We start from the raw sequence: 23,677 nt of genomic DNA, 5'->3' as shown, positions 1-23,677 counted from the left end.
TATGGCTTTAGAATTATACAAGTTAGATCAGGAAGCTCACGATTTAGTTAGTAAGCATAGTCAGCATAAAGATGCACTCAATCAGACTTACAAAATGCGTATGACTGTAGTGTATGGTCTAGAAAGGTTTTGGGGAGAGCATCTCCGGTTAAAAGGGGTAAAAGCAGATTATTGGAAAGAGACTTGGAATAAACTAGCAGAAATTGTCTCTCCGGCAGGTATTCAACTTCCTACTGATTCAGATAGAGACATTCGAGAAATCGCAGACGAACTATGGAGTTTACCCATAGAACAACGCAAAGTTACTCTAGCTGTACTAACACAACTTTGTGAGTGTATGGTGTGGTGGACTCAACGTTATAAGCCTACTCGTACTGGTGAACTTACTGAGGAAGGAGAATAATAATGCCAGATAGCGATTACATTCCCTTGATGTTTCAAGCACAGTTATCAAATCGAGGTAAAATACACTATTCTCGTGAATCAGAAACAGTTTATCAATGGGTTCAAGAGTGGCTAGAAAGTTGTCCTCCCGTTCCTGCTGTTGAAGAAGAAAACGTTCCTCTTTGGAAGCAGCGTAATCAAAGTAAATCCACAGTGAAAATGCCTGCGTTCGGTCGTAGAGTTGAAACTAAGGAATATACGATTAACTGGCGTTTGGTAACAAACAGTGGACAAGATGAAGGTTTTATTCGACCTGTTATTGGTGCTAAAGGATTACCTTTTTATCCAGGTTCGAGTATGAAAGGTGCATTCCTAAGAGTTTGCCCAAAGGAACAGCAAGCAAAATATTGTGGTGAAGAAATTACAGAAAATGGACAAACTAAGACTAAACCAGGAATCTTGCGCTTTCATGGTGCATATCCTCTAGATATGTCTTGGGGAAATAAAAACCGCCTAGTTGATATCATTCATTCCCAACAAAAGCGTCAAGTAGAAGAGAATGTTATTACCACAGCAAATCCTCAAATATCTCTCTATCAAGCTACATTAAAATTTGGGATTTCCAGCACTAAACATTTAGAAGCAACAGAATGGAAAAAGATTTGGGAGATTTGGGAACAAGCTTTAGGAACTGGAATTGGCTCTAGAGTCAGTGCTGGTTATGGTCATTTTATTGAAATTCATGAAAATATAGATAAAGTCATCCTTTCTGTTCATCTCTGTGGACAGGGATTAACTTCTGAATTATTAAATAAGACTCCAGAGTTTCGCCCCAATATGTTTAAAGCAGTATTAAGGGGGCATACTCTCAGATTACTTGCAGGTATTACTGATGAAGTAACAGCAAAAAGAATTACTCAAGAACTTTGGGGAGGAATTGATAATGGTACTTTTATAGGAAAGTTAGGTATTAATTTTATTGTTGAAGAACTTAACATAGGTAAACACACATACAATCCTGCTCCAAAAAGATCCAATTCCATGTCCACTTATGATTTAGGTGCAGGAAAATTAGACGTTATTTATATCGGTAATTCCAGTAAAGAAAAAATTAAACTCAAAAAAATCGTTACTCAAATTGTTAAATTTTCTGTCTTGTTAGGAGGATTTGGGAAATCTTGGCGGAGAGCAGATCATCGAATATTCTACCCTAAATATTTCGCTAACCATGATAAACCTATGATTGGTTGTCATTGGGAATTTACAGAAGAATCAGAGGAATTTTATTTAACTTGTGGGAAACCGGATATTGGTCATATCTCTAAATTTATTCAAGATATACGACAAAATTTAATAAATCTATTGGAATTATCAAATACTAATTACGTTCAAAATTGGCGAGAAGTTTGGCATCCCAATAAAGTACAAGTATGGGCAAGAATTGGTAAAATTAGTGAAGCTGTTGAATGGTTTCATGGAGATTATTCAAATAATCAAACTATCAAAAGAACAGATTTAACAGGTAAAATTAATCCACCAGCTAAAGTAGGACGTATTTGGCATCGAATGTATCCTAGATATGTCATAAAAGATGGAAACTTACACAGAACTAATCAATATGTAGAGTTGCTGACCATCTTTCCTGACGATTCTCAGAACACACAAGATTTTCTCCAGTTCTTAAATAACGATAAAAAATTTATCAAAATATTTCCCCAAGGATAATTAATCATGAATATTTGGATTGTCACAACTGGTAATAGCGATGTGCAGCTAAAATATGATTACGATCAGAATAAATGGCAGAAACGTTATAGAGTTGTGAGGAGCCAACTATCTAATCATCTGTTTGAGCCATCTCGCCCTAAAAATGCCCGTACAGAAGAACCTTATACTGTTCCTGCAAGAGTTTTGGGTATGGTTTATAGTACTGATTTAGACATTGACACTTACAATAATTTACACTTTCCTCTACTTGATACTTTTACTAAAGGTTTACAAGGTAAAAATCGTCCTGATAAAATTTTTGTCATCTTAACCAATCAAGAAGATGTATTTTCCGCCAAAGATAAAACAGATTATAAATGTCCTTATTGGCAAGATACCTGCACACTTCAGCCAATTTTAGAGAAGTATTTTCAAAGCCACAAAGAATTATATCGTCTTAAACCTAGTGAAGATATTAAATATTTAGAACTAAAACCGGAGTCTAAAGAACAAGGTCTTGATAATTGGGACAAATGCTTTATATTAGTGCAGCAGTTAGTGCAGCGTGAAATATCTACTTTACATAATAAAACTGCAAATGTTTATGTAAGTCATCAGGCTGGAACTCCAGCAATTTTTTCGGCAGTTCAATTTGCAAGTTTGGCAAAATTTGATAAGCAAGTAAAATTTTTAGTAAGCAATGAGTATGAACCAGGTAATTCTATTCATATTCCCAGTTCAAATTATTTAAAAGGAATTAAATTACAGGAAGCTAAAGCATTATTAGAAAGGTATGACTATTCAGGAGTTCAAGAAATATTAACTAATATTTTGAAAAATAGAGAGGAACCATTAAATTCTCAGGAACAGAGAATTAGTGAATTGCTGACAATGGCTATTTCCTGGAATTGTGCTAAATTTGAGGATTTTGCTAAAGCTAGGGGCACAATCGCTCAAGAACACATTCAAAAATGGTGGTGGATGGGTTATGAAGCTGCTTATTTAGCAGTTGTACGTTTAGAACAGGGAAACACTGTTGATGCACTATTTCATAGTTTTCGTGCTGTAGAAGGTCTTATTCGATATAAGGCTGGACCAACGAGAGAAGATATTTCTAAGTTAATTCCCAAAGTTTTCCCAAATTGGGAATCAAACTCAGACATGAAAATATTTAACGACCATACGCGATTAGAAAGAAATATTTTATTTCATCGCTTGTCAGGTTTAAAAGAAGAAGAAGTATTTGCAGCTTGGAATACTTCAAATAAAGATAAAGAAAATTGGAAAAAGAGCATTTTAGGTTGTTTAAACTTCGTTTCTGGAGAAAAATTCACCTCATTAAAAAAAGCTAGTCTTATGTACCAGGTAGAGCAGGAGTTGCAAGCAGCAATTAGTAATTATGAATTAAAAACTTTCTAAGTTTTTCACGACTTTGCGTTGTCCAGATGATGGTCAATATCACGGTGCTAGTAGTCTAGATGCTCTTCAACGTTAACAAGTGTAGTTCATCCCTAAACGTGGGCGCTCTATGCCAATGGCATCTGGACATCAGGCTGCGTAAGGGTTTAAATAAGAGGGGTCGCTTCTCCAATGAGAAGTGGAATTAATGGAAACTGTAGATGCATTCCCATGCCGGAAGCGATGGAGCCAATTTTAAGGTCGCTTCTCTTCGGAGAAGTGGAATTAATGGAAACAATGTAGTCCCGTCTCCTATCTGACCATAGCTATATAACCGTAAGAAAATCCGCGAACCCCTAGCTGTTTTTTTAAAGATGCTAATTTTCGAGCCTCAAACTCCTACTGCAACTATTCTTGGGCGATTACAAATCTAAAGGAGGTTCGCGCAAAACCTGAAAAGCTTATACTGACGATGTTTAAAGCATTTTTGTTAAAGGGAAACTTGACAGGCAATGGCTGAAACAGTACTTTTGGATCAGGTTCGCGGAAATAGGCGCTGTAAGTCCTTTATTTTATGGCTTCTAGCCCCCAGCAGTCTCCACTAACTATGTGGAGGCGAATTAATGGAAACGTCTATGATTTCCAGAATCAGACTGTTCGAGTTTTGTGTAGTCTCCACTAACTATGTGGAGGCGAATTAATGGAAACTAGGTAAGCAGTTTTCTAATTTCTGATTAGGTAAAGTCTCCACTAACTATGTGGAGGCGAATTAATGGAAACCTCGCCACCATACAACAGCTACTTTACCATCATGATGTCTCCACTAACTATGTGGAGGCGAATTAATGGAAACAGCTACTACAGATACATCCTTACTATTAGGATTTTGTCTCCACTAACTATGTGGAGGCGAATTAATGGAAACATGTCGATTTCATCTACCAACATGGATCGCAATAGTCTCCACTAACTATGTGGAGGCGAATTAATGGAAACTTATGCAATCCGCCGCAACGGATGACAAGGACTGTCGTCTCCACTAACTATGTGGAGGCGAATTAATGGAAACAGACAGAATCGATCCCAACAAAGGTTACGATGTCTCCACTAACTATGTGGAGGCGAATTAATGGAAACGGACATCAATACATTTAGACACGGTTGAATTGCTGTCTCCACTAACTATGTGGAGGCGAATTAATGGAAACTGAGCGATCGCACGCTCTGCTTCAAATTGAGCGAGTGTCTCCACTAACTATGTGGAGGCGAATTAATGGAAACAGGATTATCTTCAACAAGCTTGGCTGCTATTTTAGTCTCCACTAACTATGTGGAGGCGAATTAATGGAAACCGGATCGTACCCAGCAACATCATCCCACAAAGCATTTACGTCTCCACTAACTATGTGGAGGCGAATTAATGGAAACAAATCTTCGCAAATGCTGACTAGGTTATCGCCGTCTGGTCTCCACTAACTATGTGGAGGCGAATTAATGGAAACGTAAAAATCGGTGATTGTATCTTTATCAACTGTGTCTCCACTAACTATGTGGAGGCGAATTAATGGAAACAAAAATATCTTTTTGATAGTGACTCCAAGACCACTCGTCTCCACTAACTATGTGGAGGCGAATTAATGGAAACACCAAGATTATTCAAAGCAGAGCAATTACTACCAGTCTCCACTAACTATGTGGAGGCGAATTAATGGAAACAAAGTTGGGCTGACTTGATCCAGAAATATACCTTCGTCTCCACTAACTATGTGGAGGCGAATTAATGGAAACTTATTAACCTACTCGATAAACTGAAATCCACAAATCGTCTCCACATAATTAGTGGAGACGAATCAATAAAAACTACAAATGCGAAGCTTCCCTTTTTATTTCTCCGTTCTTTCTCTTCAAGTTTGCGCCGTCACTAAAATAACAACTAAATAATAAAATGAGAATTTACCGCTCCAATACTTCTAACTGATAAATTCTCAAAGATGAATATTCTGTCATTAAGCGCCAGTAGCAGTGTTCTGGTGGTAAAGAAGGTCTGTCATTACAACGATATAAAAATACTGGCTCATCTCTCAGAAGTCCTGTCAGTGCCACTTGTTTCCAGTCCTGTTCGCCTAAATCCCAAATCAGATGCGACATACCTTGGTATCCTGCATTCATTAGACTAGCAAAGAGCCACTCTATAATCTGCTGAATTTGTTGCATCTCAATCGCACTATCACCTTGACCGTAGCATTCGATTTCAAGCTTATTAGATTTTGGCTTTATCAGTCCTAGCAGTAAGGACGGGATTTTCAAAAGACTGTTCATTATCCAGAGACACCCATTAAATATATTTATGGTGGGAGAAGGGTAATTTTAGTCTTCCCAATAATTGAGATGGTGTATCGAATATCTATAAATATTTAATTAACTGTTTTGTCCTAGACATTTTAGAATTTAACAGTTAAAAATAATTAATTCTTCTCTAAATATTTATATATAAAATTTATGCTTGATTATTAAATTACAATTTAGCGCTATCTTATATAAATAATTAATTATATAGGACTCATATCTGATTTTTGAACAAGATTTCAGATAAAACCCTGATAAAACGAGCTTTTCAGTCTCAGTATGTTTTCAGAAATCAAATCGGAGTCCTATACTTGCGGTTACAACTACCAATAACCAAGTTCTTGCTTGGAAATTTCTTGAAGTTGATTCATGTGGATATTCTCCAACTGTATGGCGTTGTAACCGCGTAGTATTTAAACTTTTGCTATATCTGCGGATTGTCCAGCTAAGTTTAACGATCGCAGCTTTTTATCAATCCTATATTTTTGAGTTTTCCACTTGAATTTTTGAGCCATTTATGCTTTTAGGGTGGTAAGTCCATTTGGGTAGCATTTTTCGCTACTACTTAGCTTGGTATAAACAAAGCCATCGGGTAATGCCAATTACAGTTTGGTCAAAATTGCGTGTCTTATTTGAATGTAAGAGAAACGTACAGAAAAAAGGCATTATTTATCGTTTATATGAATGATATACAGCTACAAAGCTTATTTTGCAAGGTTTATAAGAAATAACTATATAAAAATCACAGATGAACTGACAGAATTTAAACGAGATGTTTTAGAATTTTTGCGTCAACCTCTAGAAGATGGCTATGTGACAATTTCCCGCACCAAACTATCGGTAATGTTTCCCGCGCAGTTTACTTTGGTGGCGAGTACGAATCCTTGTCCTTGCGGTTACTATGGCGATACCATCCAACAATGTACTTGTTCTCCCCGCCAACGCGAACAATATTGGGCAAAACTTTCTGGGCCGTTAATGGATCGAATTGATTTACAAGTTGCAGTGAATCGCTTGAAACCAGAAGAAATTACCCAACAACCGACGGGAGAAACATCAATATCAGTACGCGAACGAGTGCAACAAGCAAGCGATCGCGCAATTACCCGTTTTCAAGGAGAAACAAATCTGCGTTGCAACGCCCATTTGCAAAGTAGTCATCTCCAGAAATGGTGTAAGTTAGATGATGCTAGCCGCAATTTATTAGAAGCAGCAATTAGAAAATTAGGTTTATCGGCAAGAGCAAGCGATCGCATTCTCAAAGTAGCACGGACTATTGCAGATTTAGCAGGAGAAGATGAGTTAAAAACCAATCATGTAGCGGAAGCAATTCAATATCGCACAATTGATAGAATGCAATAAAAGGGAAAAGGGAACGCTAAGACGTAGGAGAAATTAACTGACCAATACGTTTGAGAATTTGCAAAACGGCGTACAGTTCCCTCGCGGATGCAAACGGAGCAAAAACTCTTGACAAATCGTACTGTGGTGTATTTGTTTGCATCACTTTGATAAATAAAATATCGTCTCCATTCGTCACCATTCCAAACACAGGTTTACTGGGATTGGGGTTAGCCATCATATAAGCTAGAGCTTGCGGTACAGCCGACCAAACTGAGAGTGTGGTTTTTTTCGACTCCAACACCATCACCCATAACCGATCTTGTAACACTAAAACATCAATTCGTCCGCGCAGTATTTCCTCGTCATCATTAAGCATTAGTTCCACAGATGATTCAGCCTTAATTCTGAAAGGAGGATCGTAAAATCCAGAGAGTGCAAGTATTGGTGACACCAACAACAATATGACTGTCCCTTCTAGTAAATCACCTCCGGCACGGTGATAAAGATACCTGCGCCGCACAACATCCACAGAAGCTTTTTCCGCTTCTGTAATTTCAGACAATTCCTCATACCACTCTGGGAAAAATTGCTCGTTTTCAACACGGACAAAACCAAATCGATTTTCTACATCCTGAAAAGTGGTAATCGCTTCTGCAATTGCTGCGGTCTGTGTCATTGCTTCTAGGTAAAAATTGCTTTGCTATAGGATCGATATCAGCGCATCTTTATTATCGCCAATTAGCGCGATCGCATTGTCATGTCACTATAAAATTCTAAATTACTCCCCAAGAACGCTTCACAAACACCCTTGGGAGGATGCCGCAACTCAACAAATCAGTATCCAATATATCAGGGACTAAGCAACATCCCTTACAAGGAGACTGATTGGATGAATTTGCAAGAAATTTGGAAGTTATTACAAGAGACATTCAAAGAATGGAGTGACGATAAAGCCTCGCGGTTAGCGGCGGCGTTAGCTTATTACACGATTTTTTCCATTGCACCATTGCTAATTATTGTAATTGCGATCGCAGGTGCAGTATTTGGAGAGGAAGCGGCAAGAGGTCAAATTGTCGGACAAATTCAAGGTTTAGTCGGGGTAGATGGCGCAAAGTTTCTCGAAACAGCCATCCAAAATGCTAACCAACCAAAGACAGGAGCGATCGCTTCGACTATTAGTGTCCTAGTTCTACTAGTGGGTGCTACAGGCTTATTTACTGAGTTGCAAGATGCCATGAACACGATTTGGGAAGTGAAACCCAAACCTGGACGTGGCATAAATAACATGATTCGCCTCCGCGTTTTGTCCTTTGCAATGGTGATTGGAATTGGCTTTTTACTTTTAGTTTCTCTAGTAATTAGTACGATATTAGCAACCTTAGTAACATACTTTAGTAATTTATTGCCAGGTTTTGATTTCATCTGGCAGATTGCTAATTTAGTTATCTCTTTTGCAATAACTACAGCACTGTTTGGACTAATTTTTAAAGTTCTACCAGATGTCAAAATTGCATGGAGTGATGTTTTAATTGGAGCGTCTATCACCTCAGTTTTGTTCTCTATTGGGAGATTTTTATTAGGACAATATTTAGGTAATGGTAGTTTTGGATCGACCTATGGTGCTGCTGGTTCACTGGTGGTAATTTTAGCTTGGGTTAACTATGCCGCACAAATTCTTTTCTTCGGTGCAGAATTTACTCAAGTTTATTCCCGAAGGCATGGCAGCGGCATAGTCCCAACTAAAAATGCTATACATGTATCTGATAACACAAACTATAATGGCAAGGCGCCAACAGAACAAGTATCGAATAAGAAGAAGCCATCTTCTCGCTTGATTAATCGCTTATTCCAGTATTTTAGGAAGCCCAAACGCTTAAAACAGAGAAGAAAAAATCAGCGATTTTAATGCTTGATTGCTGGAGATTTATATTTGTAAATCTGATAGATATGAAAGTACCTAATATCCAGTCCAGTGAATTAGTTTTTATTGCTACAGTTGATGAGTAGAGTATTCAGCAATTCTGAATTCTGACTCTTTTTTATACTGGATTTTTTCCAGAAGTCTATTGAACAAGGAAGAAAATCAGTGCTAATGGAAAAATGGTTTTTTATCAATTGGCAAGCAATTTTTATTCCTAGTATCAGCATCTTTGAGTTGATTATCCGCGGATCGTTAGTCTACTTAGCGCTGTTCTCAGTGCTACGCCTGCTTCCTAGCCGACAACTAGGAACACTAGGAATTACTGATTTACTCGTAGTTGTGCTATTTGCGGAAGCTGCTCAAAATGCTATGGCAAGTAATTACACATCAATTACTGAAGGCGCTATTCTGGTCGGAACAGTGATTTTTTGGAGTTACTTGCTGAACTGGTTGGGTTACAAACTACCCCAGTTTCAACGTTTCCTGAATCCGCCACCGTTGCTACTAGTAAAAAACGGTCGGATGATTGAGCGCCATCTGCAACGAGAGTTAATTACAGATGATGAGTTGATGAGCAAGTTACGTCAGCAAGGTGTAGAATTTTTAGCTGATGTGAAGTTCGCATATATGGAGGCTGATGGCAGGATTAGTATCATCACGTCGGATTCAAAAACTACTGCTGTCCCTGAGGAAAAAGTCGCGTTAAAAAGCGATCTACATTAATTAGACATTAATTAGACTGTAAAATATGACGGTTGTATTCTGTGCCGAACTGTGATTGAGCGTTATACTTTGCCCGAAATGGCTAATCTGTGGAGTGAAGCCTATAAACTAAAAACTTGGCTGCAAGTCGAAATTGCTGTTTGTGAGGCTCAAGCTGAACTTGGTTACATTCCATCTGAAGCCGTTGAGGAAATTAAGGCCAAGGCAGATTTTGATCCAAAGCGGGTTTTAGAAATTGAGGCTGTAGTCCGCCATGATGTCATTGCTTTCTTGACAAATGTCAATGAATATGTTGGTGATGCCGGACGCTACATTCACCTGGGTTTAACTAGTTCGGATGTTTTGGATACAGCTTTAGCACTGCAATTAGTTGCCAGTCTGGATATATTGTTGCAACGTCTGGAAGATTTGATTCAGGTAATTCGCCAAAAAGCACGGGAACATCGTCATACAGTAATGGCTGGCCGATCGCACGGTATTCACGCTGAACCGATTACTTTTGGTTTTAAACTAGCTGGTTGGTTAGCAGAAGTGTTGCGACACCAAGAACGCCTGAGAATTCTTCGCCAAACGATCGCTGTCGGTAAAATTTCTGGTGCAGTCGGAACATACGCGAATATTGAACCGCGTGTAGAAGCGATCGCTTGTCAAAAACTCGGACTCGAACCCGATACAGCCTCAACCCAAGTTATTTCCCGCGATCGCCACGCTGACTACGTGCAACAATTAGCTTTGGTAGCCGCAACCATTGAACGCTTTGCTGTAGAAATTCGCAATCTCCAAAAAACAGACGTTTTAGAAGTTGAAGAATTTTTCGCCAAAGGTCAAAAAGGCTCCTCAGCAATGCCACACAAACGCAACCCCATCCGTTCGGAACGACTGACAGGAATGGCACGACTCGTCAGAAGTCATGCCGGAGCAGCTTTAGAAAACGTTGCTTTATGGCATGAGCGAGACATTTCTCACAGTTCTGTAGAACGGGTAATTTTGCCAGATGCTTGTACTTTGACGCATTTTATGTTGTCAGAAATAACCGATTTGGTCAAAAACCTGTTGGTTTATCCTGAGAACATGAAACGCAATCTCAACTGTTACGGCGGCGTTGTGTTCAGCCAAAAAGTTTTACTGGCTTTGATAGACAAGGGAAGCAGCCGAGAAGAGGCTTATGCGATCGTTCAAGAAAGCGCTCACGCCGCTTGGAATCAGCCAGAAGGAAACTTCCAAGACTTGATTAGCAAAGATCCGCGTGTTACCCAAAAGTTGTCTCCAGCAGAACTAGAGGTTTGTTTTGATCCCCAGCAACATCTGCGGCATTTAGAAGAAGTTTACCAACGATTAGGTATTTAAGATTAATTTACTTGTAGTAGGCGTTTAGGCACTTACTATAAGTAAATTACCCCAAAAATATGCAGATATCATCAAAAAAGATATATAGCCGTAGCTACATAGGTTAGGAAAATGTTGATTGCTAAAAGCCTTGATTTCACGCTTGTTTATACTCAAGAACTGCCTTGAAAATAAGGCAGGAGGCAGAAGGCAGTTCTTGCTGGAGGAAAAGACATTTTCATTGTTCCTTGTGAGCGCAGCTCATAGAATCTCTTGCAAAAATGTTTTGTCGTATGATTAAAAATTTGGCAATTTGCGATTAGGAAATTTGATTAACAGTGAAAATAGAGAAAGCTAAACACTTTACTTTTACTTCAATAAAATTTAAGCGTATGACTGGAGTAAGCCGTCAAACCTTTGAGTTAATGCTGGATGTAGTTAGTTAAAGCTGATGCTCAAAAGAAAAAAAAACAGGTCGTCCTCCATTAATTATTGAAGACCAAGTTTTAATTGTGATTTAGTATTGGAGAGAGTACTCAGATGCAAGAATATGAGCCTGAAATGACTGCACAGGAAGTGATTAAGATAGTGCAGCTTTTTGAGGAGAATGCAATTGAAGTTTACATTGATGGGGGATGGGGAGTTGATGCTTTGCTTGGAAAGCAAACTCGAACCCATACTGACTTAGATATAGCTGTTCAGCACAAAGATGTGGCTCAAATAAGAGTTTTACTTGAAACTAGAGGCTATCAGGATAGGCTTTGCGACGATACACGCGATTACAACTTTGTTTTGGTAAATCACCAAGGGAATGAAATCGATATTCATTCGTATACATTTGATTCAACGGGTAATCATGTTTATGGCATTGAATATCCGTATGACTCACTATCCGGACATGGCTTGATAGCTGGATATCCTGTAAGATGTATATCGCCTAAGTGGATGGTGAGGTTCCATACTGGATACGCGTTTGATGAAAACGATTACCGCGATGTTAAGGCGCTGTGTTACCATTTCGGCATCATGCTGCCTTTGGAGTACGAGGAGTTTGAGAAGAACTGTGGATAATAGACTTCTTGGCATTTGTCGGGGTAAAGGGGAAAGGGGAAAGGGAAAAGGAATAAAAAAAACCTTTCCCCAATAAAGATGAGTCCTTTTTCCCGCAAGAGTGCAAAAGTTACTTTTGCAAGAGGTCTAATGTTTAGGATGAGCCTGTTAAAAAAACTGCGCCTAAATTTTGCTGTATAAAGATACCAACAAAATTTAATATTGTAATCTGTTTGATGCTCGAATTATTGCCAGCACTGGGTAGTATACATAACAAATACTTACTTATGTATTAATATTACGAGTGCTTTGATGATTGAAATCCTAGCCACACTTTCTGCCTCTGCGGCAGCAGGAATGAGAATAGGCATACCTTTGCTAATTATTGGCTTATTGCAGGGTAGCAACTTGTGGTCACAAGTTCCAATCTTATCTCACATTTCTCCACCAATATTATTATGTTGCCTCACCAGTTGGTCATTAATTGAATTATTAGCCTCAAAAAAGCTTTGGGGGCAAAGATTGCTCCAAGTGGTTCAGTTATTCATGTCTCCCCTTGTAGGGGCGATTATGGGGTTAGGAGTAGCTACAGCAACAGCAACCCCAAACTGGCTGATTGCCATAATTGGAGGTTTATTAGCTTTGGTACTCCAGCTCGTCCAAATTGGTTGGTTCTATCGGTTACGTGGCTTACCGTTGTGGGCAGTCTTTCTTCAAGATACCTTGTGCATTGCTCTAGTACTATTTGCCTTTGATGCTCCTTGGCAAGGAGGAGTAATTGCTTTAATACTGCTCTGGTTCGCAGTTCGTAGTGCTAAACAGTGGTATGACTGGTATAACAAAGGCAGAAAAGGGCATGGGGCATAGGGAATGGGGCATGACAGACAAGTGAGATGAGGAAGTATGGGAAGTAGGAAAACTAAGGGGAGATTTGCACTAAGCTTTTCGCCTCTGCTCAATGCCCAATGCCCAATGCCCAATGCCCCATTCCCTTTATCGCAAAAGCCCAATCATGTGCAAGAAGCCATGACCGGTAATCAGTTCTACGATTAAGGCAATAAAACCCAGCATCGCAATCCGACCATTCCATACTTCAGCACTAGTCGTCAGACCCCATTCCCAACGCTCTTGAGGGTACATCTTGACCATTTTTTTCATTTGAGCAGCTTGCGAAAGCTTGAAACTGGGGTTTCTCAGTGCATCAATCACTAATTCGGCTAGTGCATTAATAAATACTGGATGAGTATTAGGAGCAGGTACGCGGCGGAAGTTGTGAATTCCTGATTCTTCGGCTACTTCTCGATACTCAATATCAATTTCTTGTAGTGTCTCGATATGCTCTGAGACAAAACTGATTGGCACCACAACCAAATCTTTCACGCCTTCTGCGCCTAGTTCTTTGAGGGCATCTTCAGTATAGGGTTGGAGCCATTCTACTGGGCCGACACGACTTTGGTAAGCTAAGGTGTGAGCATTGGGTCGATTGAGAGTCTGCATAATCAACGCAGTACATTCTTCAATTTCCACTTGGTAAGGGTCGCCTGCTTCTTCAACGTAGCTTTTCGGAACGCCATGAGCGCTGAAGAATATATGAACGTCATTCGGGTTGGGGAATTGCTCAAGTTCTTGGGCTATGAGTTGCGCCATTGCTTGAAGATAGCCTGGTTGTTTATACCAAGAAGGAATGACGGTGTAATCAATAGGTTGGAGTTTTGGATCTTCTTGCCAAAGCTTGTCTAAAAGCCGGAAGCTGGAACCACTGGTACTGATAGAAAACTGGGGATATAGTGGTAATATTACCAGGTGTTCTACCTTGTCTTGGGTAATTTGTGCGATCGCCTCTTCTGTATAGGGATGCCAATAACGCATTCCCACGTAAATATTAACTTCTTGCCCTAAAAAACCTAACTGTTCTTTTAAAGCTTCCCCTTGGGCTTCTGTAATCTGCCGCAATGGGGAACCACCACCGATTTGCTTATAATTTTCTTGAGATGTTCTGGTTCGCCGTGTGGCAATAAACCAGGCTAGGGGCTTTTGCAACCAGCGAAATGGTAGGCGAATAATTTCCGGATCGGAAAATAGATTGTACAAAAACGGCCCAACATCTTCTAGCTTATCAGGGCCACCGAGATTGAGTAATAAGACGCCTACACGACCCATAGCAGTTACTTTCCCCCAATCTTTTCAGGTTTTTTACTAATGTTAACAATATATCTTTATTAAATATAAAGCTTAATAGCAAGGAAATATGCAATGGCAACAATTTTAAGAGATTGGAGTTACCGTTATCAGTGGTTATATGATGGTATCTCTCGTTTAGCAGCCTTAAGTGTAGGTGGTGAAGCCCGTTTTCGGCAACTTGCTTTGCAAGGCTTAACAATTCACTCAGATTCTCAGGTTTTAGATTTATGTTGTGGTAGTGGCCAAACGACGGAGTTTTTAGTAAAAACTTCACAAAACGTAACAGGATTAGACGCTTCACCTAAGTCTTTGCAACGGGCGCGGCTAAATGTACCGGAAGCTTCATACATAGAAGCTTTTGCTGAAGAGATGCCATTTGCAGATAATTTGTTTGATGTGGTGCATACCAGCGTTGCATTACATGAGATGCAGCCTCAGCAATTACGAAAAATTATTAATGAAGTTTATCGGGTGCTGAAGCCAGGAGGAGTGTTTACGCTGGTGGATTTTCACGCTCCGACAAATCCGATATTTTGGCCTGGGATATCGGTGTTTTTGTTGTTGTTTGAGACGGAAACAGCTTGGAAATTACTGAAAACTGATTTAGCTGAGTTGTTAGCTAAGACTGGCTTTAAAGTGAGTAAGTCTACTTTATATGCAGGTGGGAGTTTGCAAGTTATACAGGCTAATAAATGAACAATACTACTTTATTAATGGTAGCTAATAAACTCTGCTATTAATAAAGTATAGGTTGTTTTTATATAATACTTAAGCAGGTAGGCGGAGAAAAAATGATGCAGGAACTAATAGACCTCAAAAAGAGTATTTTGGAAGGGCGTTATGCAGATGCCTTAGCAATTGTAGACGAATTAGAAGGCATGAGTAAACAAGCTATTCTGCGGAATATCCAAGCTTATTTAAGGATTCTACTGATTCATTTGATTAAAAACCAAGTAGAACAACGATTAACTGGTTCTTGGGCAAATTCTATTCGTAATTCAATTCGGGAAATTAAAAGTCTTAATATCAAAGATAATAAAAAATCTTACTATATTAATTTAGGTGAGTGGGAGAACTTGATAAAAGAGGAAGTGATTGAAGATGCGATCGCTGATGCTAGTGATGAAGTAATGAATGGAGTATATAATCAATTCCAACTGTCTGAAATAGTAGATAGAAACCAAATTATTCAGACTGCATTGAAATTTTTGGCACTAACCTATTCCTATTCAGCTAAGGAGTTACCGGCAGTTTTGGCTGAAAATTTAACTCAGTTATCCGGTGGAGAAGATTGGAAAGCGGGTAGGCGGTAAAATTTTTTAATCCCTAATAGGGATTTTGATGAATTGCAATGCTAAAACCAAGGGCAACCAAGAAGCGATCGCTGAACACACTGAAGGATTACAAATAATTGACAAATACCTTAATCCCAACCACAAAGAAGAAGGAATTGTCACAATTGAATCTACTTCAGCAACTTCAAACGGAAAAACTGAACTTGAGGAGTTAAGGGAAGAACTTAGACTACTCAAGTCAGCAAAAAAGGTTAATTAGGGCATTTGGATTTAATCTCAGAAGCGAGCGCTTCTATCTCTTCTGTTGTGTCAATCGTTAGTTTCCCGGCGTTGTAGTAGCGATCGCGTATGTCTTTGGTTACTCGGCGGATGCATTCAGCTTTGGTTTCAGGATTGGGATATGCAATAGAGAGTACAGCGAGTGACGTAGGGATTAAAAGCATTACCCCAATTACAGCCCAATCTACCCACCCGCGTTTTATTACTTTTTGAGTCATTAGTCATTAATTATTAGTTAACAATTTAGTATTCCCGGAGTCCAATTATGGCTGATAAGAGAGTTGGCATTAATGTGCAGCTAAAACTGGACTCTGAGGCATTTAGCCGCAAAGTTGATGGGCTATCGCAAACCTTTAAACCAGTAGAAGTCCCGGTAAAGCTCAAACCAATGGGATTAAATACGGGGATTACCGCTGGAGTAAAGGTAGAAGCAGACATGGACACAGTTAGCTTGTCTGGTAGCCTAAAAAAACCCGCCTTTTCTGATGTCACTACCAAGCTAGGGGATGACATAGGCGATCGCGTTGGCAAATCTATTGAGAAAATTAAACCCTCTGCATTTAGTAGAATCGTGGGGGCGATCGCATCTCCATTTCAGCGAATCGCTACTGGGTCTTAGAAGGTGTTGGGCGGGATATCTCTGCCAAGTTAGGGCAAGGAATTGCCAAAGGCATTGAAAAACAAGCATATTCGGTTATTGGAAATTTTGGTGAAACGCTTGCTGGTGTTGAAATAGAAGCACTTTTTTCGGGAGTGAAATTTGTACACCTACCCCTTTGCGCATTTCACCATACAGTAACCTAAATATAAGGGAACTTAGTAATTCAACGTAGAGATGATGAAAGAAATAACGCGCCGCAAATTTATTGCAACAGCTACGGTGGCGACAGGTTTTGCCCTTGCAGTACAACCCATTTCTGCCGGAGTCATCACTACTGATGCCAAAGGGTTAGTAGCTGGTGCAGTGAAAATTCCCGTCAAAGATGGCGAAATTCCTGCCTATAGAGCAGCACCAGCAACTGGTGATAATTTCCCCATCGTTCTGGTAATCCAAGAAATTTTTGGTGTACACGAGCATATCCAGGATATCACTCGTCGCTTTGCTCGGTTGGGATATTTAGCGATCGCACCCGAATTATTTATCCGTCAAGGCGATGTCTCGAAGTTAAGCAATATAGACGAAATTCGTCCAATTGTCGCCAAAGTACCAGATGCCCAAGTATTATCCGATCTTGATGCTACAGTAAACTGGGCAAAGAAATCAGCTAAGGGTAATGGCGAGAAGTTGGCAATTACAGGCTTCTGTTGGGGCGGTCGTATTACTTGGTTATATGCTGCACATAATCCCCAGGTAAAGGCTGGTGTAGCTTGGTATGGGCGGCTTGTGGGCGATGCTACCGAACTTCAGCCCCAGTATCCCGTGGATATTGCATCAAAACTGACAGTCCCGATTCTTGGACTTTATGGTGGGAAAGATACAGGTATTTCTCTTGATACAGTAGAGCAGATGCGCGATCGCTTAAAGTCCAGCAGTAGCAAATCTGAAATTATCGTCTATCCCAATGCACCCCACGCATTTTTTGCCGATTATCGCCCCTCCTACCGCCAGCAAGAAGCTCAAGATGGTTGGAAACGCCTCTTGGCATGGTTTAAGGAAAATGGTGTTTAAAAAATTAGCTACTTATGAACTGTGACGCTGAAAAAAGTTCCAAATTGTTTCACTGGCGTTCAGCCCTAACTTCGCATTGAATTTGTTTAGGTTCTCGTCAGTTGAAGAACCACCAGGCCAGAAATGTCCACCGTTGACTACCGCTAGCTGCCAGACTTCGGAGTTGCCATTACAACCTGTGTAGATAGCGGTTTTCACTTTATCTTCAGAAAAATTCAAAGATGCATTTGATAAGGTGCATCGATCGTGCGATCGCCAAAACTGTACCATGTCTGAAATCGAAACCAGCGCTCCTCGTTGAGTGCGATCGTCACCTTCATAAAGTACATCGCGATCGTTTGTACCGTTGATCGTTAACATCGATATGGGAGTTTGAGGCTGGCAACTAGGTTTGAGTCTAACTGGGAGCGAACCAGCTACTGATGCAAAGCCAGCAATTTTATCAGGTAACTTACAAGCTAGTGCTTGGGTAAGTATACCACCTCTAGAAAAACCAGTGGCATAAACTTTATGACTATCAATATTAAGTTGCTGCTGAAGATGATTAATCAAAGCACTGACAAATAAAACATCATCTACCTTTCCTTGAGCGTTACCTCTAAGACTCCATTTTTGGTCAATTCCATCTGGATAAACAACAATAAATCCTTTTTGGTCTGCTAATTTATTGAAGCGAGTCACATTACTGATAGACCGACCATTACCATCATCTCCATGAAACACTAAAACTAATGGTATCGGGTGGTGTAGGTTATAAGATTTTGGAGTGTAAAAATAGTAAGTCCGTAACTTTCCTTGATCGTATAGTTCTCCATAATTATCACCAATCAAGATTTTTTCTTTAGTTATATTTTTTTCGTCAGCCTGAATGGAATCGCAGGCTGTTACTAAACTAATTCCTAGTATAAATATTAAAATTTTTTTTAAAAGATGAGAATTTTGAGATATATTCATGTTGATTAAATTGACTTATCTTAACTACTTGTCTTTAATTATAAGTCTTATTCAGCAACAAAGTTTTAACTAATAGAGGCTAACAACTAAAGTTGTTAGCCTCTATTTAGATATTAAACTCTGACATTTACATAACGAGCAGGAACTCTAACTTTAACCCACCTGTGGCCGCGTCGTACTGTTTCCCAATGTGCAGGAATTAACTTTCGTTGATATCGGGCAACAACAGGTCTACGCACAATAGCAGCTCTATGAACATTGGGTCTGACAATGATTTCTGCTGCTGATGCTTGTGACGGTAAGGAGGAAATTGCAAATGGGAGAGCAAGTAATGTACCTAATAAAATACGTTTCATATCTAAATCTCCATCAATTAATTTGCTTGAGTTTTATACAGCATTTATCAATAATTCGCGAACAAATATTCTTACTCATTAGCTTTACAGTAAGCTTTGTTTGTTACACAACTTAATTGATTTGCTGTATTGCTCTCAGTTTAAAATGCTGAATAAGAAAACACAGTGTAATAAAGTCATAATGTCAGTATGACTTTATTCACATTTTAAACTTTGGACAAAAAAAAAGGAGTTTAGAATTCTCCCTTGAGTCTTATTTATTACTTAATAAAGTATAATTACTGAATTCTGTATGCAATCATTCCAATCAATACGGCAAGACCTAGCGCTCTGCGAAAATAATTAACGCCTTGAAATAGCTCCATCCACGCCCAAGTAAACAATGCGCCATTTGCCACAAAGTCTAACACTGTATTGATTTTACCACTTGTAAAAACTAGAGTGAGTAAACTAGCTACTATCCAAAGAATAAGTGGTGGGTTTGGCATTTGAGCCACAACAATTTTGCCACTGCTGTCACGGAAGGTTTTATCAACTAACGTGTTTTCCATTGTTTGAAATTACTACTTAGGTAAAATTATTAACTTGCAAAAATTACGCAGTAATTTATTGATAATAGGCTGAGATTTAATTGCAAGTTATTAAAAAAAATTAAAACATTAAACCAATTCTATTTTCACCCATCTAATTGCTGAGATTAGAGCAGTAAAGGATATTCATATATGACTATATTGAAAGACATAATTACACAAATGCCAATGCGTATTTCTTTATTCTCGACGTACTTAAAATAGAAAAGCCTCCCATTATGGGAGGCTGAAAAGTTAGCGGAGACAACTAGTTAAACTACAGCGATCGCTCCTCCTAATGCAGAGAAAATGGCGGAGACGAATGCTGTGGCAAACAGCCACCACGCTGCTGTAGCTGCGGCTTTGCGGGTTTCTTCTGCTTGCCGCTGTGCTTGATGCTTTACCTGTTCTAGACGGCGTTGGGCTTCCTGCTGTATGCGTTCTGCACGCTGTAATACTGTGTTGCGTGCCCGTTCAATTTGGTCGATGATTCGGTTGGCATCTTCTTCGGAGATGTCCTCACGAGAACTCATGATTGCCACTAGGGTATCACGGTCAAAGGAGGACAAGCGATCGCGCAGGGCATCAAAACCAGCTTGGGGATCGTCAAAAACTGTGCGAAGATCGCGCTTAATACTATCATAGTTAAGTTCTGGGCGATCCAGGGAGTTGAGATAGTTACGAATGCGGGCGAAAACCCCATCAATTGCATCTTGAATGCCCCGTTGAATGCTGCGTACTTGTTCGACAAATTGATCCCTTACGGACACCATATTATCGGCAATCCGCGCTGCTTCTTCATCAGAAATATCTTCCCGAATTTTCAGCAGGGCGATGATGGTATCACGGTCAAACTGGGAAAGGCGATCGCCAAAACTTTCTACTCCAACTCGCGGATCGTGCAACAATAATTGCAAGTCGCGTTTGATACCTTCTGGGTTGAGTTCTTCTTTACCCGTTTGACGCAGATACTCTTCCAAATAACCTTTGAATGATTCCACTCTTTGTTGTGTACGGCTAGCTAGACGACGAGGCGCACGCACAAAGTTACGAATCGAAGTTTGGGTGGAATCAATGATTTCATTGACTTGTTCTTCACTCAAGTCTTGGCGTTGACTGAGCAATTTCACCAGTGTATCTCTGTCTACCCGCGACAACCGACGGCGCAGTGCGACGGCTCCCTCTTTGGGATTTTCAAACAATCTGGTCAAGTCTCGCTGAATACCTTCTGGATTGAGTTCTTGTTTGCCAGTATTTCGGAGATAATCTGCGATCGTTGTCGTCACAGAGTCGTATTGCTCTTTAGCTTTATCGACTACAATTTGGGGCGTGTGGCGAATATTGTACCATGACTCTTCAGTAGTATTGATGATTTGATTAACTTGATCTTGACTCAAATCTTCCCGTTGACTCAACAATTGGACTAAGGTATCGCGGTCAAAGCGAGACAAGCGTGCCCGAATTGAGCTAATTCCAGCTTGGGGATCTTCCAGTAGCTTTTTGAAGTCGGCGCGGATGGCATCAGGATTCAATTCTGATTTTCCGGTGTTACGCAGATATGATTCTACATTCAGCCACAGGGTTTCTGCTTGATATTGTGCCTGTTCTGCTAGTCCTTTGGATTCTACCAAAACGCGATCGCGTTGTTTTTCCAACTCATCGACAATGCTATCTACTTCATATAACTGGACATCGTTACGTTGTAGCAATATCTGCCGAATTTCTTGGCGGTCAAGGTGCGCTAGCCGCAATGTCAGGGTTTCATAATCTGCTTCTGAGTCTTCCAGCAGTGGTTTAAAATTCTGCTCAATGCCTTCGGGTGTCAAATCTGCCTTGGGAGTAACGAGCAGATAACTTTCTACTGCGCGTTGCAAGTCTTGAACTATATCTCTTTCTTCAATAGCTCTGACTGTTACTAGCACTTCTTGGCGGACTGTTTCTAGCTGATTGGCAATGCGCTGAATTTGGGCTTGGGTAAGCAATCCCCGTTGTTGCAGAATATTGGCAAAATCATTACGGGATAGTCGTTCTAGTTCCCGGCGGACGATTCCAGGGTCGGCTGCTGGGTCGTAGATGACATCATGAAATTCCTGGGCAATTCTTTCTGGACTTAGTTGCCAAGCATAAGTATTGTGCAGGTAGTTTTCGACATCAGCCCGAATTGGGCTATAGGGTTGTGATGGTGTTGGCAAACCTAGCTTATCTGCTTGTTGAGAGACTTTATCTTTGGCGGTGGTGAGACTACGCAAGATTTTTTCCACATCCAAATCAGGCAAATCTGCCCGTCCCAGCACAGTGGCGGTTAAGGCGGATAGTGCTTGCTGGATTGTACTTTGCATTGGGCCAGAGCCTGCCTTTTGGTTTTGGTCAGTTTCTTTGGAACCACCCTGTTCTGCTAATAACCGATCCAGTTTGGCGTTTAGTTCATCTGTTTTGGTTTGTCCTGGTGGGAGTGATTTCAAATAATCCATTAACTCACCCAGCCGATCTGCGGTGGGTGCTTGCTGACTTACCACTTGCTGCCAAACCTTATATAAGGTATCAGAAATCCGGCTAACGTCTTTTTTGGAAAGATCGGTGCGGCTGCTGACTAACTCGATAAACTTTTGGCGGTCGATGTTGCGGATATCTGGAGTCCCAGCGATCGCTTTTAATTGCGGATCGTTGAGTAAATTTTCAAAATCACTCCGAATCTTTGATACATCGAGTTCTGGAGGACGAATCTTTTCTAAGTAATCTTCAATGTTTTCTCGGATACTTACGGGGTCGATGGCGCTTCCTAGTTCTCGACGGACAGCAGCAGCGGCGGCTTCAGCTGTGGCTACCACTTGGTTATTTACAGCTTTCGCACCTAGTGCGGCGGTAGCAGTTCCCATAATCGCCTGAAAGCCAGATGTTGCCGTATTGACAACTGAGCCAATTAAGGAGCCTACGGTGGTGGAACTTACCCAAACTAAGAGCAAAAAGTAAGCACCCCAAATCACTAAACCGAGAATCGCTCCCAATCCTCGGTCTGAGATCACAAGGCTCAATTTTACTGCTAGGTAAGAAGCGATTAATAAGGCGATCGTCACAGTGGCTAATGTCCAAATTCCCACTGCTGTACCGATTTTGCGAATATTACCGCCCAAACTTTCCACCTCCCTACTATCTGAATCCGAGTCAGATGAGTGCCCCAGGTAGGAAATACCGAATGCAAGGGAGAGATTAGTTAGAACTAATTGGAAAGCAAAGGCAAGAATCACGCCGGAGATTAAAGCCACAAAAAAGCGTGGCCCGGAAATGAGAACCGATGCTTGTTCTGGTGTGACGTTTGAGCGTTCTAATGGAACCTGTGCTAACCACAATAGTGGTTTATAGAGTCCCACCATGATTTCCGTACTTTGGAACATTGGATTTCCTTCTACCTACTAAGTTTCAATTTGGGGAATTAAGAATTTCTTGAGAAGCAACTCTTAGTATTTATTATGTTTGTACCTATGGCAATACCTAACTCTTTAGATCACAATCGTAGAATTTACGTCTTTAAAGCATCTCTCCAAAGGCTGAAACCCTCATACAGCGGAAGATATAACTTTTGTTAGCTCTTGGTAAAGAACATAATTCAATGGCAAGCAATCTTACTTAATTTACTGCTAATTTTAATTTTAATTGTTTAATTTATAGTGAGTAACTCTATTTTCAAAATAGTTTGCTTTCAAATAGTTTAGATTTATTTCAATATCTGTTTTTATCACCCTCTCTAGGTGGATTTATTTATAATAATACGTTTAAGCATCGGTCAGAAGAAGTGCTTGTCTTTTGTGTCTATAGACAGAAAGCATTCTAGTTATTAATAGCTACATTAAAGTTAACAAACGAATTGTTGAGGGCAAGGAAATGGCAACTCCTTTTTCTAGAGATTTGCTAATAATGTCAACAGAATATAATAGTTGCGATCGCAATGATTTTCTGTTTTATTAGACTCCTCAAGCCTCAATTTTAAACGGTCGTTTTGCAATGATTGGCTTTCTTGCCTATTTAATTTGGGATTTAGTTGGCTATAAAGTTTTGTACTTGATTGGTTACGAGAGCATTTAAAGAATAAAAACCAACTTGATTAGGAAGGAAAAAACAATGAAAACTCGTCCTTCTACTGATTTACCAGCTGTTGCACCGGAATACAACGGTATAGA

General features: G+C 40.0%; 21 protein-coding genes, 2 pseudogenes and 1 CRISPR repeat array. Of the genes and pseudogenes, 15 read left to right on the top strand and 8 right to left on the bottom strand.

What is annotated here, in order from left to right:
• Position 1: 1 nt before the first annotated feature.
• The 3 genes from RMY64_RS10325 to RMY64_RS10315 are packed head-to-tail and all read left to right on the top strand — an operon-like array spanning position 2 to position 3,510.
• Positions 2 to 403, top strand: coding sequence for a hypothetical protein (locus RMY64_RS10325; protein WP_322699955.1), 402 nt, complete (start codon positions 2 to 4; stop codon positions 401 to 403).
• A gap of 2 nt (positions 404 to 405) precedes the next feature.
• A complete protein-coding gene (locus RMY64_RS10320; protein WP_322699954.1) occupies positions 406 to 2,109 on the top strand; it encodes a hypothetical protein in 1,704 nt (567 codons plus the stop codon).
• Positions 2,110 to 2,115: 6 nt separating this feature from the next.
• Positions 2,116 to 3,510: a hypothetical protein gene (locus tag RMY64_RS10315; RefSeq protein ID WP_322699953.1), complete on the top strand. Its 1,395-nt coding sequence runs from the start codon at positions 2,116 to 2,118 to the stop codon at positions 3,508 to 3,510.
• A gap of 573 nt (positions 3,511 to 4,083) precedes the next feature.
• Positions 4,084 to 5,277: a CRISPR direct-repeat array (repeat unit 37 nt; unit sequence GTCTCCACTAACTATGTGGAGGCGAATTAATGGAAAC).
• Positions 5,278 to 5,442: 165 nt separating this feature from the next.
• Here RMY64_RS10315 and RMY64_RS10310 read toward each other — a convergent pair.
• Complete coding sequence (locus tag RMY64_RS10310) at positions 5,443 to 5,808, bottom strand: hypothetical protein (protein WP_322699952.1); 366 nt, start codon at positions 5,806 to 5,808, stop codon at positions 5,443 to 5,445.
• A gap of 774 nt (positions 5,809 to 6,582) precedes the next feature.
• Here RMY64_RS10310 and RMY64_RS10305 point away from each other — a divergent pair.
• Positions 6,583 to 7,197 (top strand): annotated as a pseudogene (locus RMY64_RS10305) (ATP-binding protein); the annotation flags it as partial.
• Between the two features lie 16 nt (positions 7,198 to 7,213).
• Here the strand turns inward: RMY64_RS10305 and RMY64_RS10300 are convergent.
• On the bottom strand, positions 7,214 to 7,855 hold the full coding sequence (locus RMY64_RS10300) for a type I restriction endonuclease (RefSeq protein WP_322699951.1): 642 nt from the start codon (positions 7,853 to 7,855) through the stop codon (positions 7,214 to 7,216).
• A gap of 213 nt (positions 7,856 to 8,068) precedes the next feature.
• On the opposite strand from RMY64_RS10300, the gene RMY64_RS10295 reads away from it, so the two are divergent.
• The 6 genes and pseudogenes from RMY64_RS10295 to RMY64_RS10270 all read left to right on the top strand — a co-directional run bounded on the left by RMY64_RS10295 (position 8,069) and on the right by RMY64_RS10270 (position 13,066).
• Entirely contained in the window at positions 8,069 to 9,085 is a 1,017-nt protein-coding gene (locus RMY64_RS10295) for a YihY/virulence factor BrkB family protein (protein WP_322699950.1), read from the top strand.
• Positions 9,086 to 9,271: 186 nt separating this feature from the next.
• Positions 9,272 to 9,823 carry a DUF421 domain-containing protein gene (locus RMY64_RS10290; protein WP_322672711.1) on the top strand — a complete coding sequence of 184 codons (552 nt, stop codon included), beginning with the start codon at positions 9,272 to 9,274 and terminating at the stop codon, positions 9,821 to 9,823.
• Positions 9,824 to 9,874: 51 nt separating this feature from the next.
• Complete coding sequence (gene purB, locus RMY64_RS10285; protein ID WP_322699949.1) at positions 9,875 to 11,170, top strand: adenylosuccinate lyase; 1,296 nt, start codon at positions 9,875 to 9,877, stop codon at positions 11,168 to 11,170.
• 317 nt (positions 11,171 to 11,487) lie between these two features.
• A pseudogene (locus RMY64_RS10280) lies at positions 11,488 to 11,667 on the top strand (IS5/IS1182 family transposase); the annotation flags it as partial.
• A gap of 22 nt (positions 11,668 to 11,689) precedes the next feature.
• A complete protein-coding gene (locus RMY64_RS10275; protein ID WP_322699948.1) occupies positions 11,690 to 12,220 on the top strand; it encodes a nucleotidyltransferase domain-containing protein in 531 nt (176 codons plus the stop codon).
• A 291-nt stretch (positions 12,221 to 12,511) separates the two neighbouring features.
• Complete coding sequence (locus RMY64_RS10270; protein ID WP_322687993.1) at positions 12,512 to 13,066, top strand: DUF4126 domain-containing protein; 555 nt, start codon at positions 12,512 to 12,514, stop codon at positions 13,064 to 13,066.
• A gap of 126 nt (positions 13,067 to 13,192) precedes the next feature.
• Here RMY64_RS10270 and hemH read toward each other — a convergent pair whose 3' ends face one another.
• Positions 13,193 to 14,359 carry a ferrochelatase gene (gene hemH, locus RMY64_RS10265; protein WP_322672716.1) on the bottom strand — a complete coding sequence of 389 codons (1,167 nt, stop codon included), beginning with the start codon at positions 14,357 to 14,359 and terminating at the stop codon, positions 13,193 to 13,195.
• Between the two features lie 93 nt (positions 14,360 to 14,452).
• Between hemH and RMY64_RS10260 the strand changes: the two genes are divergently transcribed.
• The 3 genes from RMY64_RS10260 (at position 14,453) to RMY64_RS10250 (ending at position 15,934) form a co-directional block, all read left to right on the top strand.
• Entirely contained in the window at positions 14,453 to 15,076 is a 624-nt protein-coding gene (locus tag RMY64_RS10260; RefSeq protein ID WP_322699947.1) for a class I SAM-dependent methyltransferase, read from the top strand.
• A gap of 95 nt (positions 15,077 to 15,171) precedes the next feature.
• Positions 15,172 to 15,693, top strand: coding sequence for a DUF29 family protein (locus tag RMY64_RS10255; protein ID WP_322699946.1), 522 nt, complete (start codon positions 15,172 to 15,174; stop codon positions 15,691 to 15,693).
• 28 nt (positions 15,694 to 15,721) lie between these two features.
• On the top strand, positions 15,722 to 15,934 hold the full coding sequence (locus RMY64_RS10250; RefSeq protein ID WP_322699945.1) for a hypothetical protein: 213 nt from the start codon (positions 15,722 to 15,724) through the stop codon (positions 15,932 to 15,934).
• Here the strand turns inward: RMY64_RS10250 and RMY64_RS10245 are convergent.
• A complete protein-coding gene (locus RMY64_RS10245; RefSeq protein WP_322699944.1) occupies positions 15,927 to 16,172 on the bottom strand; it encodes a hypothetical protein in 246 nt (81 codons plus the stop codon). The two genes, RMY64_RS10250 and RMY64_RS10245, sit on opposite strands and share 8 nt — an antisense overlap.
• Positions 16,173 to 16,219: 47 nt before the next feature.
• On the opposite strand from RMY64_RS10245, the gene RMY64_RS10240 reads away from it, so the two are divergent.
• Together RMY64_RS10240 and RMY64_RS10235 are read left to right on the top strand one after the other, a co-directional pair.
• On the top strand, positions 16,220 to 16,573 hold the full coding sequence (locus tag RMY64_RS10240) for a hypothetical protein (protein ID WP_322699943.1): 354 nt from the start codon (positions 16,220 to 16,222) through the stop codon (positions 16,571 to 16,573).
• Positions 16,574 to 16,792: 219 nt separating this feature from the next.
• Positions 16,793 to 17,623: a dienelactone hydrolase family protein gene (locus tag RMY64_RS10235; protein ID WP_322699963.1), complete on the top strand. Its 831-nt coding sequence runs from the start codon at positions 16,793 to 16,795 to the stop codon at positions 17,621 to 17,623.
• A 12-nt stretch (positions 17,624 to 17,635) separates the two neighbouring features.
• On the opposite strand, the gene RMY64_RS10230 is transcribed toward RMY64_RS10235, so the two are convergent.
• From RMY64_RS10230 to RMY64_RS10215, 4 genes are all read right to left on the bottom strand, one after another.
• The gene (locus RMY64_RS10230) at positions 17,636 to 18,577 is read right to left on the bottom strand and encodes an alpha/beta hydrolase family esterase (RefSeq protein ID WP_322699942.1); all 942 of its coding nucleotides are present in this window, start codon (positions 18,575 to 18,577) and stop codon (positions 17,636 to 17,638) included.
• A 113-nt stretch (positions 18,578 to 18,690) separates the two neighbouring features.
• Complete coding sequence (locus RMY64_RS10225) at positions 18,691 to 18,933, bottom strand: hypothetical protein (protein WP_322672720.1); 243 nt, start codon at positions 18,931 to 18,933, stop codon at positions 18,691 to 18,693.
• Between the two features lie 278 nt (positions 18,934 to 19,211).
• Positions 19,212 to 19,484, bottom strand: coding sequence for a hypothetical protein (locus tag RMY64_RS10220; protein WP_322672721.1), 273 nt, complete (start codon positions 19,482 to 19,484; stop codon positions 19,212 to 19,214).
• Between the two features lie 290 nt (positions 19,485 to 19,774).
• Positions 19,775 to 22,894 carry an MFS transporter gene (locus tag RMY64_RS10215; RefSeq protein ID WP_322699941.1) on the bottom strand — a complete coding sequence of 1,040 codons (3,120 nt, stop codon included), beginning with the start codon at positions 22,892 to 22,894 and terminating at the stop codon, positions 19,775 to 19,777.
• Positions 22,895 to 23,677: the final 783 nt, after the last annotated feature.

Source organism: Nostoc sp. DedQUE08 (assembly GCF_034530895.1).
GTDB lineage: Bacteria > Cyanobacteriota > Cyanobacteriia > Cyanobacteriales > Nostocaceae > Nostoc.
The sequence above is the reverse complement of the archived record's forward strand: the minus strand, read 5'-3'. Positions and strand labels throughout refer to the sequence as shown.

What these genes read in the sequence shown, in the direction of transcription:
- RMY64_RS10240 (WP_322699943.1), top strand. Translation starts at nt 16,220, where the DNA reads ATGGCTGATAAGAGAGTTGGCATTAATGTGCAGCTAAAACTGGACTCT.
- RMY64_RS10300 (WP_322699951.1), bottom strand. Translation starts at nt 7,855, where the DNA reads ATGACACAGACCGCAGCAATTGCAGAAGCGATTACCACTTTTCAGGAT.
- RMY64_RS10275 (WP_322699948.1), top strand. Translation starts at nt 11,690, where the DNA reads ATGCAAGAATATGAGCCTGAAATGACTGCACAGGAAGTGATTAAGATA.
- RMY64_RS10235 (WP_322699963.1), top strand. Translation starts at nt 16,793, where the DNA reads ATGAAAGAAATAACGCGCCGCAAATTTATTGCAACAGCTACGGTGGCG.
- RMY64_RS10255 (WP_322699946.1), top strand. Translation starts at nt 15,172, where the DNA reads ATGATGCAGGAACTAATAGACCTCAAAAAGAGTATTTTGGAAGGGCGT.
- RMY64_RS10215 (WP_322699941.1), bottom strand. Translation starts at nt 22,894, where the DNA reads ATGTTCCAAAGTACGGAAATCATGGTGGGACTCTATAAACCACTATTG.
- RMY64_RS10260 (WP_322699947.1), top strand. Translation starts at nt 14,453, where the DNA reads ATGGCAACAATTTTAAGAGATTGGAGTTACCGTTATCAGTGGTTATAT.
- RMY64_RS10290 (WP_322672711.1), top strand. Translation starts at nt 9,272, where the DNA reads ATGGAAAAATGGTTTTTTATCAATTGGCAAGCAATTTTTATTCCTAGT.
- RMY64_RS10230 (WP_322699942.1), bottom strand. Translation starts at nt 18,577, where the DNA reads ATGAATATATCTCAAAATTCTCATCTTTTAAAAAAAATTTTAATATTT.
- RMY64_RS10245 (WP_322699944.1), bottom strand. Translation starts at nt 16,172, where the DNA reads ATGACTCAAAAAGTAATAAAACGCGGGTGGGTAGATTGGGCTGTAATT.
- RMY64_RS10220 (WP_322672721.1), bottom strand. Translation starts at nt 19,484, where the DNA reads ATGGAAAACACGTTAGTTGATAAAACCTTCCGTGACAGCAGTGGCAAA.
- RMY64_RS10325 (WP_322699955.1), top strand. Translation starts at nt 2, where the DNA reads ATGGCTTTAGAATTATACAAGTTAGATCAGGAAGCTCACGATTTAGTT.
- hemH (WP_322672716.1), bottom strand. Translation starts at nt 14,359, where the DNA reads ATGGGTCGTGTAGGCGTCTTATTACTCAATCTCGGTGGCCCTGATAAG.
- RMY64_RS10310 (WP_322699952.1), bottom strand. Translation starts at nt 5,808, where the DNA reads ATGAACAGTCTTTTGAAAATCCCGTCCTTACTGCTAGGACTGATAAAG.
- RMY64_RS10225 (WP_322672720.1), bottom strand. Translation starts at nt 18,933, where the DNA reads ATGAAACGTATTTTATTAGGTACATTACTTGCTCTCCCATTTGCAATT.
- RMY64_RS10315 (WP_322699953.1), top strand. Translation starts at nt 2,116, where the DNA reads ATGAATATTTGGATTGTCACAACTGGTAATAGCGATGTGCAGCTAAAA.
- RMY64_RS10320 (WP_322699954.1), top strand. Translation starts at nt 406, where the DNA reads ATGCCAGATAGCGATTACATTCCCTTGATGTTTCAAGCACAGTTATCA.
- RMY64_RS10295 (WP_322699950.1), top strand. Translation starts at nt 8,069, where the DNA reads ATGAATTTGCAAGAAATTTGGAAGTTATTACAAGAGACATTCAAAGAA.
- RMY64_RS10270 (WP_322687993.1), top strand. Translation starts at nt 12,512, where the DNA reads ATGATTGAAATCCTAGCCACACTTTCTGCCTCTGCGGCAGCAGGAATG.
- RMY64_RS10250 (WP_322699945.1), top strand. Translation starts at nt 15,722, where the DNA reads ATGAATTGCAATGCTAAAACCAAGGGCAACCAAGAAGCGATCGCTGAA.